This is a genomic window from Streptomyces sp. NPDC001927 (assembly GCF_053594455.1).
On sequence record NZ_JBSFEN010000001.1, the window covers coordinates 1,046,855 to 1,064,193 of the forward strand.

Annotated in this window: 11 protein-coding genes; 2 read left to right on the forward strand and 9 right to left on the reverse strand. The window is 72.5% G+C overall.

Going from position 1 to position 17,339, the window contains the following annotated elements:
- Positions 1 to 55 precede the first annotated feature (55 nt).
- A complete protein-coding gene (locus ACWCO8_RS04065) occupies positions 56 to 2,728 on the reverse strand; it encodes a YfhO family protein (RefSeq protein WP_451030787.1) in 2,673 nt (890 codons plus the stop codon).
- A gap of 299 nt (positions 2,729 to 3,027) precedes the next feature.
- On the opposite strand from ACWCO8_RS04065, the gene ACWCO8_RS04070 reads away from it, so the two are divergent.
- Together ACWCO8_RS04070 and ACWCO8_RS04075 are read left to right on the forward strand one after the other, a co-directional pair.
- Complete coding sequence (locus tag ACWCO8_RS04070; RefSeq protein WP_451030788.1) at positions 3,028 to 4,254, forward strand: MFS transporter; 1,227 nt, start codon at positions 3,028 to 3,030, stop codon at positions 4,252 to 4,254.
- Positions 4,255 to 4,301: 47 nt separating this feature from the next.
- Positions 4,302 to 4,739, forward strand: coding sequence for a GlcG/HbpS family heme-binding protein (locus ACWCO8_RS04075; protein WP_451030789.1), 438 nt, complete (start codon positions 4,302 to 4,304; stop codon positions 4,737 to 4,739).
- A 120-nt stretch (positions 4,740 to 4,859) separates the two neighbouring features.
- Here ACWCO8_RS04075 and ACWCO8_RS04080 read toward each other — a convergent pair whose 3' ends face one another.
- The 8 genes from ACWCO8_RS04080 to ACWCO8_RS04115 form a co-directional block, all read right to left on the reverse strand.
- A complete protein-coding gene (locus ACWCO8_RS04080) occupies positions 4,860 to 5,735 on the reverse strand; it encodes a hypothetical protein (protein ID WP_451030790.1) in 876 nt (291 codons plus the stop codon).
- Complete coding sequence (locus tag ACWCO8_RS04085) at positions 5,732 to 7,372, reverse strand: hypothetical protein (RefSeq protein WP_451030791.1); 1,641 nt, start codon at positions 7,370 to 7,372, stop codon at positions 5,732 to 5,734. Before ACWCO8_RS04085 ends, ACWCO8_RS04080 begins: the two co-directional genes overlap by 4 nt.
- A 488-nt stretch (positions 7,373 to 7,860) precedes the next feature.
- Positions 7,861 to 10,647 (reverse strand): ATP-binding protein, encoded by a 2,787-nt coding sequence (locus tag ACWCO8_RS04090; protein ID WP_451030792.1) that lies wholly within the window; start codon positions 10,645 to 10,647, stop codon positions 7,861 to 7,863.
- Between the two features lie 20 nt (positions 10,648 to 10,667).
- A complete protein-coding gene (locus ACWCO8_RS04095; RefSeq protein ID WP_451030793.1) occupies positions 10,668 to 11,660 on the reverse strand; it encodes a hypothetical protein in 993 nt (330 codons plus the stop codon).
- 119 nt (positions 11,661 to 11,779) lie between these two features.
- Positions 11,780 to 12,430 (reverse strand): thymidine kinase, encoded by a 651-nt coding sequence (locus tag ACWCO8_RS04100; protein WP_362012261.1) that lies wholly within the window; start codon positions 12,428 to 12,430, stop codon positions 11,780 to 11,782.
- 62 nt (positions 12,431 to 12,492) lie between these two features.
- The gene (locus ACWCO8_RS04105; protein WP_451030794.1) at positions 12,493 to 13,701 is read right to left on the reverse strand and encodes an alkaline phosphatase family protein; all 1,209 of its coding nucleotides are present in this window, start codon (positions 13,699 to 13,701) and stop codon (positions 12,493 to 12,495) included.
- Positions 13,701 to 14,285 (reverse strand): DUF5998 family protein, encoded by a 585-nt coding sequence (locus tag ACWCO8_RS04110; RefSeq protein WP_362012255.1) that lies wholly within the window; start codon positions 14,283 to 14,285, stop codon positions 13,701 to 13,703. The genes ACWCO8_RS04105 and ACWCO8_RS04110 overlap by 1 nt, the downstream gene beginning before the upstream one ends.
- Before the next feature lie 98 nt (positions 14,286 to 14,383).
- Positions 14,384 to 17,329: a bifunctional acetate--CoA ligase family protein/GNAT family N-acetyltransferase gene (locus ACWCO8_RS04115; protein WP_451030795.1), complete on the reverse strand. Its 2,946-nt coding sequence runs from the start codon at positions 17,327 to 17,329 to the stop codon at positions 14,384 to 14,386.
- Between the last annotated feature and the right edge of the window lie 10 nt (positions 17,330 to 17,339).

The following is a 17,339-nucleotide window of genomic DNA, read 5'->3' on the forward strand; positions in this document are numbered from 1 at the left end:
CTCGCGGCGGCGTTCACCTGGGCGAACGCCGGTCGGACGGGCAGCGTAACCACCGTCATTTCCCGTCCGGCGAGCCGGACGCGGACTCCAGGTGAACTCTTGGCGCCCTCCTGCCGAACCGGCCCCCGAGTCGGCTCCCGGTTCGGCCCCCGAGTCGGCCCCACAGCCCGACGGCGAGCAGGCCGAGCAGCGCCACGGCGCCGACCGCGCCGCCGGCGCGCAGCCCCGGTGGCCGGAAGGTGCACGTGACCGACGTCGCCGTGGAGTCGAGGGGGACGGCGAGGAGGCCGAGGTAGCGCTGGGCGGGCGCCGGGGCGGCGTCTCCGGCGGCGCAGCTCCAGCCGGAGATGCGCGGTACGGCGATGACGGCAGTTCCCGTGCTGCCGGCGGGGAGTTGGGCGGTCAGCGTGTGGCCGGAGACGCGGACGTCGGTGGCGCCGGTCGCGGTCAACTGCCGTACGGCGGTGTCGAGTCGCTCCTGGTCCAGGCAGCCGAGGGGCTGCCGCGGCAGGGACGGCGGCTCGTCGGCGCTCAGTTCGACGCGTACGGATCCGGAGGCCGGGACGGTGCCGAGCGTCCGCATCGGGCCCTGCACGGACGGGAGTCCGCCGAGGAAGGAGACGGGCCGCTCGCCTGCCAGGGCCGCAGTGCCCTTGAGTTCGGGCGCCCAGAGCCAGACGCCGGAGCCCGCCGGGCAGGAGGCCGTCAGGGTCGTGGCGCCGCCGGGTGCTTCGGTGCGCCGGACCTGCTGCGGCACGGTGTACACCTTCGATCCGAGCAGCAACTCCTGGTTGGCGAAGACGGAATCGCCGAAGTCGGTCCCTCGCGCGGGCAGCCGGACGTCCGGGCGGACCGTCACGAGCGGCGGCACGGGCGTGTCGGTGACGGTGATGTCCGCCTCGGGGAGCGTGTCGGTCGTCACGGGCGCGGAGGGCGTGGACCTCATCCGCGTACCGATGGAGAAGATGGCGTCGGTCACCGGGTTGTCGAGCGTGGTCAGGTGACGGCCCTTGGCCCAGAAGCCGAAGCCGAGCGCGGAGAGGGTGCGGTTGTACGACTCCGCGGTGAGGCTGGAGTAGTACTCGGAGCTCTGGCCGCCGACGAGCAGGACGTCGTTGCCGCCCGGCAGTTCGCCGGGGTCCGTACGGTGGCGTGGCCAGGCGTCCTTGTCCGCGACGGCCCGCCGCATGTCCTCCTGCCAGGGCCCGACGCGCGGGGACCAGTGGACCTGGGCCAGCGACTGTTCGGCCATCCTGGCGCCGGTGACGGCGGCCTCGCCGGCCTGGGCGACGACGAGGAGGAGTACGGCGAGGACGGGCAGGACCTTGACGCCGACCGCGTATCGCCGGGCGAGCAGGACGGCCACGGCGGCGAGCGCCGCGAGGGCCAGGGCGGCGGCGAAGGCCGGGTAGGTCCAGCGGTCTACGACGAGGCTGCCCCGGGCGGCGAAGGCGAGGGCGGCGAGCACGGCCGCCCCGCCGAGGAGGGCGGGCAGCGGGGGCAGGCCGCGGGCGGTGGAGAGCCAGGCCGCGATCAGCAGGAGCCCGCAGAGCACGAAGGTCTGCCGGTACGGGATGCCGTTCGGCGAGGCGCCCGCGTGCCAGAGGAGGTGGGTGGGGCCCCATTGCAGGGAGAGCGCGACCAGGACGATCGCGGACGTCCAGACGAGGCGTGTCCGCAGCGCCACCGAGCTGTTGAAGGGCAGGGTGAGCGCGAGCGCGAGCGCCGGGGTGCCGATGAAGAGGGCCGGGCTGGCGACGCTGGCCGTGGCGGGCAGCAGCCGGGCGAACACCTCGGTCCAGGCGACGGCGGTGAACGTCACCTCGGGGGTCGGGTCGGCGGTCTTGGTGGCGAGGTAGACGACCAGGACGAGCGGGGTGGCGAGGCCGATGCCCAGGAGCACGGAGCGGGAGGCGCGCAGCAGCCCGGCCAGGCGCCTGCGGGCCGGCCCGGGTTCGGTGAGCAGACGGATCGTCAGGACGACGGCCGCGCCGAGGGTCGCCATGTACGCGGTGTAGAAGTTGGCGTACCAGGCGAGGGCGACGACGAGCGGCCCGAGGACGGGCCGGCGCCCGCCGCGGGCCCACTCGCCGACCAGGCAGAGGAGGGGGAAGGCGAGCAGCCCGTCGAGCCACATCGGCACGGTGGTGCCGTAGTTGAGGGTCCAGCCGCACACCGCGTACGCCGCGCCCAGGACGGCCGCGACCTGCCAGGGGCCCCGGCGGAGCCGGAGGAGCAGGACCGCCATGGCGGCGCCCGCGGCCATGATCTTGGCGGCGGTGATGACGTAGAGGGCGAGTTCGATCCGGTCGGCCGGGAAGACCACGACCAGCAGGTCGAAGGGGCTGCTCAGGTACGTGCCGTAGTCGCCGAGGAAGTTCGATCCGAAGCCCGCGCTCCAGTTGACGAACAGGTCCCCGTCGGCCTGGCCGAGGAGGACTCTGCGCCAGTGGGCGTGGAAGGGCAGGTACTGCTGCCCGAGGTCGACGGTGTTGCGGGTCGTGGGCCCGAACGGATGGCTGCCGGCCAGGAGACCGCCGAGGGAGAGGACGAGGCAGGTCAGCAGGGCGGCAGCGGCGGCCGCCCGGACCCGCGCGCTGCGCCGGACCCGGGCGAGAAACCGCTGCTCGCCGGTCCGGCTCCCGCCGCCGTCCGGGGCGCCCGGACGCTCGGCCTCCGTGCGCGCGCCTTCGCCCCGGTCGGGCACGGTCTCGGCAGCAGGTGGCACACGTCCTCCGGGGTGTCTCGCGCGGTGCGCGGTTGCGCGTAGGCCCGGTGTTCACGTTCACGTCACGGGCAGAGAGCCATTACCGCCGAGCCGGACGACTCGCGTCCGATCAGCAGGCGGTCTTCCGGCACACCCGAGGTGAACACGAGGTGTTGCGACAGGGCCTCACAGGCGGGGGAACCCCGCGCACGTCGACACTTCCCCCCTCGCAATACCCCCCGCTTGCACTTAACCCGCGTATGCAATTATTGTCGAAGCAAGCAAAACCCCCCTGCAAGCATTCTGGAAGGTGCTCCACCATGCCTCTCGCGCTCCTGGCCCTCGCCATTGGGGCCTTCGGGATCGGCACCACCGAGTTCGTGATCATGGGCGTGCTGCCCCAGGTCGCCGGCGACTTCGGTGTCTCCATCCCCACGGCCGGCTGGCTGGTGACCGGCTACGCCCTCGGTGTCGTCTTCGGCGCCCCGCTCCTGACGGTGCTCGGCACCAAGGTGTCCCGGAAGAAGATGCTCCTCTTCCTGATGGGCCTCTTCATCGTCGGCAACCTGCTCTCCGCCGTCGCCCCGTCCTTCGGCATGATGCTGGTCGGCCGGGTCGTGGCCTCGCTCGCACACGGCGCGTTCTTCGGCATCGGCTCGGTCGTCGCCGCGGACCTGGTCGCACCGGAGAAGAAGGCGTCCGCGATCTCCCTGATGTTCATGGGCCTGACCGTCGCCAACATCGTCGGCGTACCGCTCGGCACCTACATCGGCCAGGCCGCCGGCTGGCGCGTCACCTTCGCCATCGTCGCCGCGCTCGGCGTGGTCGGCTTCCTCGGCGTGGCCAGGCTCATCCCCACGACGGGCCGGCCCGAGACGGCGAACGTCCGCACCGAGTTCGCCGCCTTCAAGAACGTGCAGGTCTGGCTGGCCATGGCGATGACCGTCCTCGGGTACGGCGGTGTCTTCGCGGCCATCACGTACATCACCCCGATGATGACCGAGGTCGCCGGCTACACCGAGGGGGCCGTGACCTGGCTCCTCGTCCTCTTCGGCATCGGCATGTTCCTCGGCAACCTGCTCGGCGGGAAGTTCGCCGACCGCGCCCTGATGCCCATGCTCTTCGTGTCGCTGGGCGCGCTCTCCCTCACCCTGCTGGTCTTCACGGCAACGGCCGAGAACAAGGTCCTCGCCGCGATCACCCTCACCTTGATCGGCGCCCTCGGCTTCGCCACGGTGCCGCCGCTGCAGAAGTGGGTCCTGGACCAGGCCAAGCAGGCCCCGACCCTCGCCTCGGCCGCCAACATCGGCGCCTTCAACCTCGGCAACGCCCTGGCCGCCTGGCTCGGCGGCGTCGTCATCGCCTCGGGCCTCGGCTTCACCGCCCCGAACTGGGTCGGCGCGCTGCTCTCGGGTACGGCGCTGCTGCTGGCGTTCCTGGCGGCGTTCCTGGACCGGCGGAAGCGGTCCGCGGCGGCCGCCCCCGAGACCACGTCTCAGCCGGTCGAGGCCCGAGCCACCGCCCCGGTGCCGGCCGGCCGGCACTGACCCCCGTAAAGCCCTACCCCTCCCCCACCCCAAAGGAAGAAAGCACCATGAGCACGACCACCACCGCCACCGCAGTCACTCCCCTGACCACCCAGGACGCCGAGACCCTGCTCTCCGCCGCGCTCCGGGCCGCCGAGGAGGCCGGGGTCACCGTCAGCATCACCGTCCTGGACGCGGGCGGCCACCTGCTGGCCTTCCGCCGCGACGACCGCGCGGTCCTGATCTCCGGCGAGACCAGCACCCGCAAGGCGTACACGGCCCTCCAGCTCAACGCCCCCACGGCCGACCTGGTCGACCTGGTGAAGCCCGACGGCCCCTTCCACAGCCTCACGACGGCCCTCGACCGCCCGCTCCTCTTCATCGCCGGCGGCCTCCCGGTCCACCGCGACGGCCGGCTCATCGGCGCCATCGGCGTCGGCGGCGGCGCCCCGGACCAGGACCACGGCTTCGCGACCGCGGCCGTGGAGGCACTCGCGGCGCGGTAGGCGAGGTCGGGGGCTCGCGAGCGGGGCACGGCGGGAGTCCCCGGGCGAAGGGCGTGTGACGGGCCCCGCACCGTGCCGCGAGGAGCATGAAGCCGACGCGACCGCCGGCACCGCACCGACCTACTGGTCAGCCAGCAGGTCGGTGCGGTGCTGTTCGAGGTCGGTGACACCCTTGAGGGCCGCCAGGACCGTGTACCGGGTGTGCACTCCGTCGGGACCCGTCTCCTCGGTCAGATACGAAGTGTGCGCGACGAAGCCCCAGCTACCGCCTGTGTAGACGCCCTTGATCCGGCCGTCCACCGTCCCGACGGCGTCGAAGGGTTCGCCATGCGCTCGGAAGGTCCAGTGGGTCCGGTACCAGGCGTCCAACTGCTCCGGGGCCGCCAGGAAGTGCTCGCCTCCCGGGTCCCGGGGATCGGCGACAAGACCCTCAGGACGGTCATGCCCGGTGGTCAGTTTGATGAGGCCCGACGCGTCGGCCTCGGCAGCAGCCGGATACGTCCGGCCGCGGTACACCACGTAGGCCTGGGGGCGGAAATGGTCAACCTCGGCCAGGCGCCGGACCAGGGCGTGCAGAGGCTGCAGCAGATCCTCACGGTGCTGCTCCAGCTGGGTGACCTCGTCGCGCGGGAGGACACCGAAGTATTTGAAGGCCAGACGCTTGAGGTGCTCCTTGGCGAAGTGTTCGTCGGAGCCGAGATAGTCGCCCGTGAGCGTGGTGGGCGCGGCGGCGACGCACCCGAAAAGCTCGCCGCGCCAGCGGAACGTCCACGTCACCGCATACCAGGCTTCAAGGCGCTCCGGCGGAACCGGGTATCCCACCGACCCGTCGGCGCTTTCGCGCGGTGCGAGCCCTGCGGGCGCGGGACGGCCTGGCTCGGGCAGCAGCTCGACGCACGGCCACAAACCCACGGCGGCACGGGCCCGATAGGGCTCACCGCCGAAGACGGCGACCTCACCCTTGACCGGATCGGGGAAACCCGCAGGGTCAGTCATAGAAGTTTCCACAGCCCTTCGTTCTTGTCGAAGAAGCCGACGGCCTCTTCGGTCCCGTCGGCGTCCATTCGCCAGATTTCAGCATGGTGAGGGAAGCCGGTGGCCTTGGCAGACCACTCCGGCACACCCCCGCCGGTGTAGCCGGTGCCGAGGAACGGGTCGTCATAGGCCTTTCCCTCGCTCTGGCCGGCGATGCCGGCGACGTGGTTGGCCAGCCTCCGGTCGCCGACGGCACCGAGGGCCGGATCGGCACGCATGCCGTCTGGTGCCGGGAAGCGCAGCTGGTACGCCTCGGAGGCACCGGGAGGGACCGGGGTCCAGCCGGCCCCGCCATCGTCAAGAGCGAGCCCGTCGCGCAGTTGGTCCATGCTGCGCAAGTCGGCAGTGTCGCAGCCGCGCGCGATGGAGCCGCGGAACTCGTCGGCGTTGAAAGGCTCGTCGTCGAGCTCCGTGGCGTTCGCCATGTAGGCCACCATGACCTTGGGCTCGATCACCTTCGTCACCATACGGCCCTTGTCGAGCTTGATCGCGTCACGGACCCCGACGACCTCGCGAGCCTGCGCCTCGCTCAGCTCGTTGGTCCGGGAGAGCCGGAGCTTGTCGTGCTCGGAGCGGTCCAGGCCGCGTGCGTTCAGCAGGTCGTCCAGCTCCTGCTGGTAGTTGCGGCCGTCGCGGCCGTCCCGCAGAGCGCTGTTGTCGTACCGCTCGGCCTTGTCCTCCGACGCTTCGGCCGTCGGCTCGGCCTCCCCTTCAGACACCTCGGCCGTCGGCTCGGCCTCCGCCTCGTGGTCCTGGCGGATGCCGTTGCCGTCACCTGGCAGGGCGGGCTCGCCGGCCTCCCCGGTCTTCGCACCGGCACCGGCAGGTTCGGCGGCCTCGGCCTCACTCGCCGGCGTGCTGCCCTCGTGCGCTTCGACGGGCTCGGCCTCGTTCTGGGCGTGCGCGGGGAGGTCGCGGGCATCTTCTGCCTGTGGCTCGGGGGCATCGATCGGCGCCGTCGGCTCCGGAGCCTCTTCAGCCGAGTGCACGGCCTCCGCCTGCGGCTTCGCCGCCTCGGCCCGTTCCGGAGCGGCCTCCGCGTCAGCCTTGGGCGCGGGCGCCTCGTGTGCGTCGGTCGGCGCGGGCGGCTCCGGCGCCGACTCATCGACGGTCTCCGATGCCCGTGCGGGTACCGCGTCCGCTTCGCGGGCCTCGGCGGCACCGCGTGATGCGGTGTACGCGGCCGAGTACGGCACTGAGTCGTCGTAGGGCTTGAGTTCAAGCTCCAGCTCGGGAGTCTCGTCGTCCGGCTCCGCGCGATCGCCGGAACGTTCCTGCGCTTCCGGTTGCCTGCCGTCGGCGGACGCCTCCGGGCCCTCGGGCCCGGCCGGCTCGGGGGTGTCGTCCGACGCCGGCACAGGGTCGGGCGCCTCGTCCGTTTCCGGGGAGCGCGATCCGCCCGAGTCGACGGCTTCCGCCGGGACCGGTGCCTTCTCCGGATCCGACGCCGCGTCCGACGGCACAGGCGCATCGCGGTCGGAAGTCTCGGCAGAATCCGACGCCCCGGCGGGTTCAGGTGCCTCGTCAGAGTCGGAGGCATCGGCCGGAACCGGGGCATCCGCCGAGTTGGGGGCTTCGGCGGGGTTGGGCGCCTCCACCGAATCGGAAGCCTCACCAGGACTGGGCGCCTCCCCCGACGCCGAAGACTCCGCCGGGTTAGGCGCCTCCGCCGAGTTGGAACCTTCGCCAGGGTTGGGCGCCTCCTCCGAAGCCGAGGAACTCGCCGGGTCAGGCGCCTCCGCCGAGTCGGAAGCCTCACCAGGACTGGGTGCCTCCCCCGACGCCGAGGAATCCACCGGGTTAGGCGCCTCCGCCGAATCGGAAGCCTCGCCAGGACTGGGCGCCTCCGCCGAGTCAGAAGCCTCGCCAGGATTGGGCGCCACCTCCGAAGCCGAGGATTCCCCCGCTTTGGGCGCCTCCGCCGACTTGGAAGCCTCGGTCCGGTCCGTCGCCGGCGTCGGGGCAGGAGCGTCCGTCGGCGGCGTGGGGGCAGGAGCGTCGGACGGCGGGGTCGGGGCAGGGGCGTCCGTGGGCTCCGGTCGCGTTGGGGCTTCCGGACGTGGGGGCTGCTCCGGCGGACGTTCGCTCATCGGTCACCTCCCGGCCGGACGTTGGCGCGGTAGAGACGCACCCACGGCAGGGTGTTGCGCTGCCAGGCGGCTCGGGCGACGTGGACGAAGACACAGGCGCGGTAGTCGCTCACGACGGGGTCCCGATCTCCTTCGCCTTCCGGAACGCGCAGGGGCACCGTGTCGGCGAGCTCGGCCACCCAGTCGCCGGTGTCGCGCCACCAATCGGCCTGCTCTGCGCTCGTCTTCGGGTACGCCGCCACGCGCTCCTTCAGCTTCGTACCGTGCTCGGGCCACACCGCCGTGGCGGCCCGGGTGCGGAAGCTGCAACGGTGACGGCAGCCCTCGCAGTCCGGGAAGGGGGCCAGTGCGGCGTCGACCGCCTCGTCGTCGGCCGCCAAGGCGCGGAAGCGGGTGGCCAGTTCGGCGTCCGTGGCCAGGGGTGCCCGGCTGACGCCTGCCTCCCTCGCCGCCTGCGCGCGTACGTCGGGTACCCGGAGCAGTCCCGGACGGTCGATGCGGTCGTGGTGGGCGAAAGCCTGGAAGGGCTCCAGGGAGGCGGCGTACCGCTCCTGGTCGGGAGAGAACCGCATGGTTCCGCCGATGAGGTTGCGGTCCTCCGCGGACGGCAGCCGGTGCATGACCTTGAGGTTGGTGTTCTTGTACGCGTCCTCGACGAGCTTGCCGGGAACCTGTTCGACGATGACGACACCCTCGCCGTACTTGCGGTTCTCCGCCAGGGTGTTGGCGAAGGCCTGGGCCGCCCGGGCCTGCGCGTTGCCCTCCTTCGCGTCGCCACCGTGGGCCGCCGGCCGGCCGAGCAGGCGGTGAGCCTCCTCGATCACGGTGACGTGGGCGAGGGAGCCGCCCACGCGGTTCGCCTTGTAGTACTCGGTCATGTTCTGCAGGAGCAGCGCCGTGACGAGCGACTGCTCCTTCTCGTTGTCCCCGACTCCGGCCAGTTCGACGACCACCGGCCGCCGCAGCAACTCCTCCACCGGATAGGAGCGGGCCACGTCCAGGGTTGTGCCGCACGCCCCTTCCGCGAGGGACTCCGCACGCAGGCGGGAGGCGGCGATGATGTTGTCGCGCACCTCGCCCGAGTAGTCCAGCTGCTCGCACTGCTTGCGCATCTCCGTGATGAAGTCGCGCAGCGTCGGCCAGTCTCCGGCGTGGCTCGGATCAGCGATGTCGGTGGGGACGATGCGCTTGCGTGCGTACGTCGCCCGCAGCGCCCGGTTGTAGACGCTGGGCAACGGGTCCCAGAGGCCGAAGGCCGCGTCGAAGCAGGCCATGAGCCCGGCGATGTGGGTGCTGACGCGAACCCCCACCGGCACCTCGAAGGGGTTGAGGCGCAGAGGGGCGACGGATTCGTCGCCGACGGTGAGGACCAGCAGGTCCTCGAAGCCAGGTCGGGTGGCCAGCCAGCGGTAGTCGTCCAGGGCGGAGTTGACGGGTTCGAGGACGAGGAAGGGCACCCGGTGGTCCCGCCACAGCTGCTCGCAGAACGCCAGGGTGGTGTTGGTCTTGCCGGAGCCGGTCGTACCCACGATCAGGGCGTGCCGGGTGAGGTCACCGAGGCCGATGCCCAGAGGGCCGGCGGGCGTGTCGTTGACGAGCTGCTGTCCGAGGGTGATGGCCGGGCCGTCCATGCGGTACGCGGTCTCACCGGCCATGCCCGGGCGCCGGACCGGGAAGCCCGTCATGTGGCCGTTGACGGCCAGCGGCAGGCGGAAGGCCGCGACGGCCTCACGCGCGTCGACGAGTTCCGGCAGCAGTCGCAGGGGCGGGGAGAGCTGTTCGGGCAGCCGCCAGCAGTGGTCGCCGCCCCAACGCGACTGCTCCAGGGTGGTCAGTTGCCGCCAGGCTTCGGGTAGTTCACCGGGTGCGGGCCAGGCCACGGTGTGGGCAGCGCCGTTGATCGTCTCGGTCAGGACACCGCCCTCGCGAGCCTGCACCGGCGGGGACACCGTGGCACCGACGAGTTCGGCGAGGGATTCCGGCAGGGGCGCCGGCGAGGCGAGCCCGATCCGTACGCGGAACACCCGGTCGGTGTAGCGGCGGGCGGCATCGGCGTAGATCCGGGAGGCGTCCACGGCGAAGGCGTCGGCGGCGAGTTGGGCGCCGGGGGACCACAGCCCGTCGGGGAGCTGCCCAGGGGTGCCCAGGCGTCCGTACTGGGTGGCGATGCGGTGCAGCAGCGGACCGAAGTCGGGCGGTACGACGTACGGCTCCAGGCCGATGCTGAGCATCACGGGGTACGGGTGGGCGGCCAGCGCCTGCCACAGCATGTCCCACGGCGGGGCCGCCGCTGTGAACGGCTGCGGCGCGAGGTAGTACCGCACGCCGGCGTCGGGGCGGTTCGGCAGCCCGCTGTGGTAGCGCTTGCGGATCTCCGCCACCCCCGCCGCCCCATCGGGCGAGAAGGGGGTCAGCAGCCGTGCCGTCTCGTCGCGGTCCTCGACCGGCGTGGCGTGCACATGCCTGGGCAGCGCTGCCATCCGGGCGCGGAGCCCACGCGCGGCCGCCTCGGCGCCCTCCGCTGTGGGAGCCGCGACCCGACCGAGCAGGGCGCAGGAGATCCTGCGCTCGACCGGGTCGCTGAGGTACCGGAGCTCGATCCGTTCGCCGTGCCCGGTGTTCCACTGCCCCGTCAGCCAGGCGGTCTCGGCGGCCGCGGCCTTGGTCCTGCGCTCCGACTCCGAGAGGTCCGCGTACTCCTTGGTCTCGGTGAGGTCGGCGGCGGCGTCGATGCGAACGGCCGTCCAGGCCCAGACGGTCGTGCCGTCGGTGACGGTGAGCACGCCGTCCGACCCAGCTGCGCTCAGTGCCCACCGCCGGGGGTCCCGTACGGCGGCATGGGCGGGGCGGGCGGCGGGGTCTGGGAACCGTAGTGCGGCGGCGGGGTTCCCGGGGCGTGCGGAGCCGGGTACGGCTGGCTCCCGTGCGGCGCCATGGCCGGACCGGCCGTCGGAGGCGCGGGCACGGCGCCCGGGACGGGACCGCTGCCGTTCTTGGTCGCCTGCCCGGTCGCGGAGGCGCCGGACTGGATGGGCGGCTCCTGACCGAAGGTCGACGCGAGCGGAACCTCGATGCCCTGGACGGCCGTCTCCACGCCCTCGCGGGCCGCCGAGTGCACGGCCTCTCGCATGGCACGCGGCTTCTCGGTACGGAGCATCTGGTTGATCGAACCCGTGCGGTTGAACATCCCGCCCACGAGGTCCTTCAGGAAATGACCGATGATCACCGCTCCGGAGCGGGTGCGCCACATCGTCCATCCGACGTACAGGCTGGTCCCGTAGCCGAACACCGTGACGTAGGCGATGTACCGGCCGCTCTTGATGACCAGCCGATTGTTCACGACCTCCGACATGATGTCGCTGCGGATCCGGACCGGCACCGCGGACACGGGGATCTGCCGCCGCGCGAGGGCGCCGTAGATGGCCGCGTAGGCGGAGGACGACGCCGCGTGCTTGTCCTCCAGCAGGGTCTTCCACTCCGAGACCGGCTCGTTGATGCGCGCGGCGAGCAGGACGATCCAGAAGGCGATGGTGCCGAGGATCTGCCCGGTGCCCAGCTCACCCTCCGCGTCGAAGGGGCCGGAATCCGACATCAGCGCGGGCAGCAGGCCGAAGAGCATGAAGACGACGAGGGAGACGACGAAGGCCTGGAACCAGAGCTGGAACACGGTCCGGAAGGGCACCGACTCGTCGAAACTCAGCTCGACGTTCTCGTACCGCATCGTCTGGTTGCGGTACGCGGCGTTCGGCCCCATCGCGCCCGTGGCCGCCCAACCTCCGGCTTGTATACCGTCCATGGTCCCCGTTCCCCCGCTCAGCAGTCGAGTTGATCACCCTACTGCAGGCGTCGGACGCCGACCGAAGCCCCCCTGTTCTTCGGGGAGTCGGGGCCGGATCGGGAGCAAGAAAGCAGCGCTCAGGCGTGGTTGACGGGGAGGACGTCCGGGGAGAGGGCGCCGGCGCGGGTGGAGGCGGAGGTCATGTGGCGGCGGTGGTGGCGGCGGCAGAGGACCTCGTAGCCGACTTCCTCGGCCGGGCGGTTGACGTCGCCGACGACCACCTGTTCGCCTTCGACGACCATGACGCCGCCCACCGTGCGGGCGTTGTGGGTGGCGCGGGCGCCGCACCAGCACAACGCCTCGACCTGGAGCTGCTCGATCCGGTCGGCTAGTTCGATCAGCCGCTGCGAGCCCGGGAAGAGCTTGGTGCGGAAGTCGGTGGTGATGCCGAAGGCGAAGACGTCCATCTCCAGGTCGTCCACGATCCGGGCCAGCTGGTCGATCTGCTCGGGCGCGAGGAACTGGGCCTCGTCCACGATGACGTAGTCCGCCTTGCCGCCCTTGGACAGCTGGTTCACCAGATACCCGTACAGATCCATGCCCTCGCCGGCCTCGACCGCGTCCGTCACCAGGCCGAGCCGGGAGGACAGCTTGCCCTCGCCCGCCCGGTCGTCCCGCGTGAAGATCACGCCCTGGAGCCCGCGGGCAGAGCGGTTGTGGCCGATCTGGAGAGCCAGTGTGCTCTTTCCGCAGTCCATCGTTCCGGAGAAGAACACCAGCTCGGGCATGGGAAGTCAGGGACCTTTCAGGTCGGGGTGGGTGACGGGAGTGAGGGCGTACGGGTACGGGGTCAGGAGCGGACTTCGAGGAGCGGGACCAGCTGCTCCGCGGGCGTCATCGATCCGTGCACACCGACCATCGCCGACTCGTGGGGCTCGTTGACGGAGGCGGTGATGACGACGTCGTCGTGGGCCGCGGCGACGACGTCGCCGATCCGGCCGTGGACCCGCTCGTCGACCTCGTCGCCGAACCAGCCGAGCGCGATCGCCTCCTCGCGGCTCGCCACCCAGAACTGCTCGCCGAGCACTTCCCGCCAGCACGTCAGCACATCGGCCTCCGCCCCCGGCACCGCGTAGACGTGCCGGGCACGGCCCTCGCCGCCGAGGAGGGCGACGCCGGCGCGCAGCTCCCAGTCCTCGTCGAAGTCGATCCGATGCTGGTCGTCGAACGGGATGTCGACCATGCCGTGGTCGGCCGTGACGTACAGGGTCGAGCGGGGCGGCAGTTGCTCCGCGAGGCGCTGCACGAGCCGGTCGACGAACATCAGCTGACCGCGCCAGGCGTCGGAGTCGATGCCGAAGCGGTGTCCGGCGCCGTCGAGTTCGCTGTAGTACGTGTACACCAGCGAGCGGTCGCCGCCGGCCAGCTGCTCGGCGGCGAAGTCCATCCTCTCCTCGCCGGAGAGCCGACCGTGAAATGTTCCGCCGCTCAGCGCGATCTTGGTGAGCGGGGTGTCCTGGAAGATCGGCGAGGAGACCTGGGCGGTGTGGATGCCCGCCTCGTGGGCCAGCTGGAAGACCGTGGGGTACGGCTGCCAGACGCGCGGCGAGGTCCACGGCTTCCAGCGGAGCTGGTTCATCAGCTCGCCGGTCTCCGGGTTGCGGACGGTGTAGCCGGGCAGTCCGTGCGCGCCGGGGAACCGTCCCGTGCCGACCGAGGCGAGCGAGGTCGCCGTGGTGGCGGGGAAGCCGGCCGTGATCGGGCGACCGGTGCCGCCGCGCGAGGAGCCGAGGAGGGAGGTGAGGTACGGGGCCTCGTCCGGGTGGGCCTTGATCTGCTCCCAGCCGAGCCCGTCGATCAGGAAGAGGCAGTTCCGGTCGGCCGGGGCGAGCTCGGCGATCCGGGCGTCGAACCCGGGGGCGCCCTGTCCGGCGACGAGCGTCGGGAGGACGTCGGCCAGCGAGCCGGTGCCGTACTCGGGGACGGGCGCCGTGGCGAGTTCGAGCGGGACGGGATCGTCCGGCCAGCCGGAGGCGACGGCGGTGGGCTGGACGACCATCAGCGGGTCGCCGCGGTGGCTTCGGAGAGCGACTGGGCGAAGGCGAGGGTCTGGCGGACCGTGTCCGGGCCGTCGCCGGCCTCGCTGACCCGCAGGCTGAGGTCGTCGGCGGTGGCGTTGCCGGTGTAGCCGTGGTCGGCGTCGCAATTGGGGTCGCCGCAGGCGGCGGGCTCCAGGTCGATGCGCGAGACGGCGCCCCAGCCGATGGTGAGGACGACCTCGCGGGGCAGGGTGCCGACGGTGTACGACTCCGGGTTGGCGACGACCCGGCTGACGACGACGGAGGAGATCCGGTCGAGCTTGACCGACTCGGTGGAGGTCGTGGCGTACGGGGTCGGGGAGCTGCTGTCGGCGGCCTGCTCGTCGGTGTGGCTGACGATGAAGCGGTTGGCCGTCAGGACGAGGACCGTGACATGGCGCCGGACCTCGTTGGAGTCGAAGGTGGTCTCCTGGTGCACCAGGTACGACGCGATCGGCTCGCCGCCGACGGCGGCCTCCACCGCCTCGGCCACGAGGGCCGGGTAATAGCCGCTGCGCTCGATCGCCGCGCGCAGCCCCTGGGTCGTCGTACCGGTCTTCGCCATGGACTCCATCCTAATCCGTCGGAAGGGGCACTCCGGGACGGTCCGGCCGTCTCGTCGAGGCCGTTCCCGAGGGGTTCCCCAGGGGTTCCCAGGGGGTTCTAGTAGCTCGGAAGGCTGCGCGGGCCGAGGTCCGTGCGGGGTGGCGGCGGGGCGAGCCGGACCGTCGCGCCGAGCGCGGAGAGGCCGTGCGGGGCGACGACCACGGGCTCCAGGGCGATCGCGACGACCTCGGGATGGTCGTCGACGAGCCGGGAGACGCGCAGGAGCAGCTCCTCCAGGGCGGGGGTGTCGACGGGGGCGGAGCCGCGCCAGCCGAAGAGGAGGGGGGCGGTGCGGATGGAGCGGACCAGCTCGGCGGCGTCCCGGTCGGTGGCCGGGACCAGCCGGTGGGACATGTCGCCGAGCAGCTCGGATGCGGCGCCGGCGAGGCCGAAGGAGAGCACGGCGCCGACCGCCGGGTCGATGGCCGAGCGCACGACGGTGTCGACGCCGCGCGGCACCATCGCCTGGACGACCGGCTGCAGCTCGGCGGGCTTGCCGAGGGTCTCGGTCAATTCGGCGTACGCGGTACGGAGTTGTTCCTCGCCGGCCAGGTCGAGGCGTACGCCTCCGAGGTCGGGGCGGTGGCGCAGGTGGGGGGCGGTCGTCTTGAGGGCGACCGGGTAGCCGAGCCGGTCGGCGGCCTGGACCGCGGCGTCGGGGGTGGGCGCGGGGAGGGTGGGGAGCGCGTCGATCCCGTACCGCCCGAGCAGCTCGCGCGCCGCGTCGGCGTCGAGGGTCACGCCGCGCTCGTCCGCGTCCGGCCCGAGCGCGCGCTCGATCTGCGCGGCGGCCCCGGCCTCGTCGATCTCCTCGAACTCGGGCACCCGTCCGGGCTCGACCACCTGCCGCCGCCACTGCCCGTACCGGACCGCCTCGGCCAGCGCCCGCACGGCCCGCTCGGCGGCGGGGTAGGCGGGGATGCCGCCGGGGCGGGCGGGGGTGGGGGCGCCGTCGGCGGGGGGCGCGGGCTCGGTCGGGGGTGCCTGCGGGGCGGGGGCCGGGGCCTGTGGTGCCTGCGCGGCCGGAGGTGTTTGCGGCGTGGGTGCCGGCGCCTGGGGTGCCTGCGGCGCGGAGGCCGGCGCCGGGGACGGTGGCGTGCGCCGGCCCTGCGGTCGCGTGCTGGTCGCCGCCGAGAGGGCCTCCGCCAGGCCGCCCATCTCGACGTGGACGACCACCACCGGCTTCGCCGGGAGCGGGGCGGAGGCGACCGCCTCGCGGAGCTGGGCGGCGAGGACCTCACCGTCGCCTGACTCCACCGCGCCGTTCTCACCGACCCAGGGGATCGCGGTCACGACGACCGCGTCGCACGCGTCGTCCACGAGCGCGGCCGCCAGCGCGGCGCGGAAGTCCGCGGGGCTCGCGCCCGTCGTCAGGTCGAGCGGGCGCAGCGGGCGGAGCCCCTCCGTCAGGCAGGCGTCGTACGCGAGCAGGCCGAGCGACTCGGAGTTGCCGAGGATGGCGACGCGCGGCCCGGCCGGGAGCGGCTGGCCCGCGAGGAGGAGCCCCGCGTCGACGAGCTCGGTGACCGTGTCGACGCGGATGACCCCGGCCTGCCGGAGCAGCTCGGAGACGGTGGCGTACGGGATACGGGTGACCGGCACCCGGTGTCCCGGCGGCGCGCTGCCGCTGTGCCGCGCGCCCCTGACCACGACCACCGGCTTCACCGCGGCCGTGCGCCGGGCCAGCCGGGTGAACTTCCGCGGGTTCCCGATGGACTCCAGGTACAGCAGGACGACGTCCGTCTCCGGGTCGTCGTACCAGTACTGGAGGAAGTCGTTGCCGGAGACGTCCGCCCGGTTGCCCGCGGAGATGAAGGAGGAGATCCCGGCTCCGTGCCGGTGGAGCCCGGCGAGGAGCGCGATCCCGATCGCGCCGGACTGGGTGAAGAGCCCGATCCGCCCGGTGGCGGGCAGCTGGGGTGCCAGCGAGGCGTTCAGCCGGACGTCGGCCGAGGTGTTGATGATCCCGAACGCGTTGGGCCCGATGATCCGCATGCCGTACGAGCGGGCCTGCCGCACCAGTTCCCGCTGCCGGTCCCGGCCCTCCCCCGACCCGGTCTCCGCGTATCCCGCCGAGAGCACGACGAGGCCCCGCACGCCGTGCTCGCCGCAGTCGGCGACCGCTTCCGGCACGCGCTCGGCGGGGACGGCCACGATCGCGAGGTCCACCGGTTCGCCGATGTCCCCGACGGAGCGGAAGGCCGGTACGCCTTCGAGGGTGCCGGTCTCCTCGGTCAGCGCGCGGTTCACCGCGTACGTCCGTCCGGTGAAGCCGCCGTCCAGGAGGTTGCGCAGGACCGTCCGGCCGACCCCGCCGGGGGTCCGGCCGGCTCCGACGACGGCGACCGAGGCGGGCGTGAGGAGCCGCTGCACCGAGCGGGCCTCCGCCCGCTGTTCCCGGGCGCGCTGCACGGCGAGGGAGCGGTCGGTGGGCTCCAGGTCGAGGTGGAGCCGTACGGAACCGTCCTCGAAGCTGCGCTTCTGGGTGTATCCGGCGTCCGTGAAGACCTTGATCATCTTGGTGTTGGCGGGCAGCACCTCCGCCGCGAACCGCCGGATGTCCCGCTCGCGCGCCACCGCCGCGATGTGTTCGAGCAGCGCGGAGGCCACGCCGCGTCCCTGGTGGGCGTCCTGGACGAGGAAGGCGACCTCGGCCTCGTCGGCGGGCGAGGAGGCGGGCAGGCCGCGGTCGTCGATCCGGTCGTACCGCACGGTGGCGATGAACTCGCCGCCGACGGTCGCCGCGAGGCCCACCCGGTCCACGAAGTCGTGGTGGGTGAAGCGGTGCACGTCCTTCGCGGAGAGACGGGGGTAGGGAGCGAAGAAGCGGTAGTACTTCGACTCGTCGGAGACCTGCTCGTAGAAGCTGACCAGCCGGTCGGCGTCGTCGGCGGTGATGGGCCTGATGCGCGCGGTGCCGCCGTCACGGAGGACGACGTCCGCTTCCCAGTGGTCGGGGTACTCGTGTTCCGCTTGCTCCGGCCGTTCCGACGCGCTCTGCATGGGGCAAGCG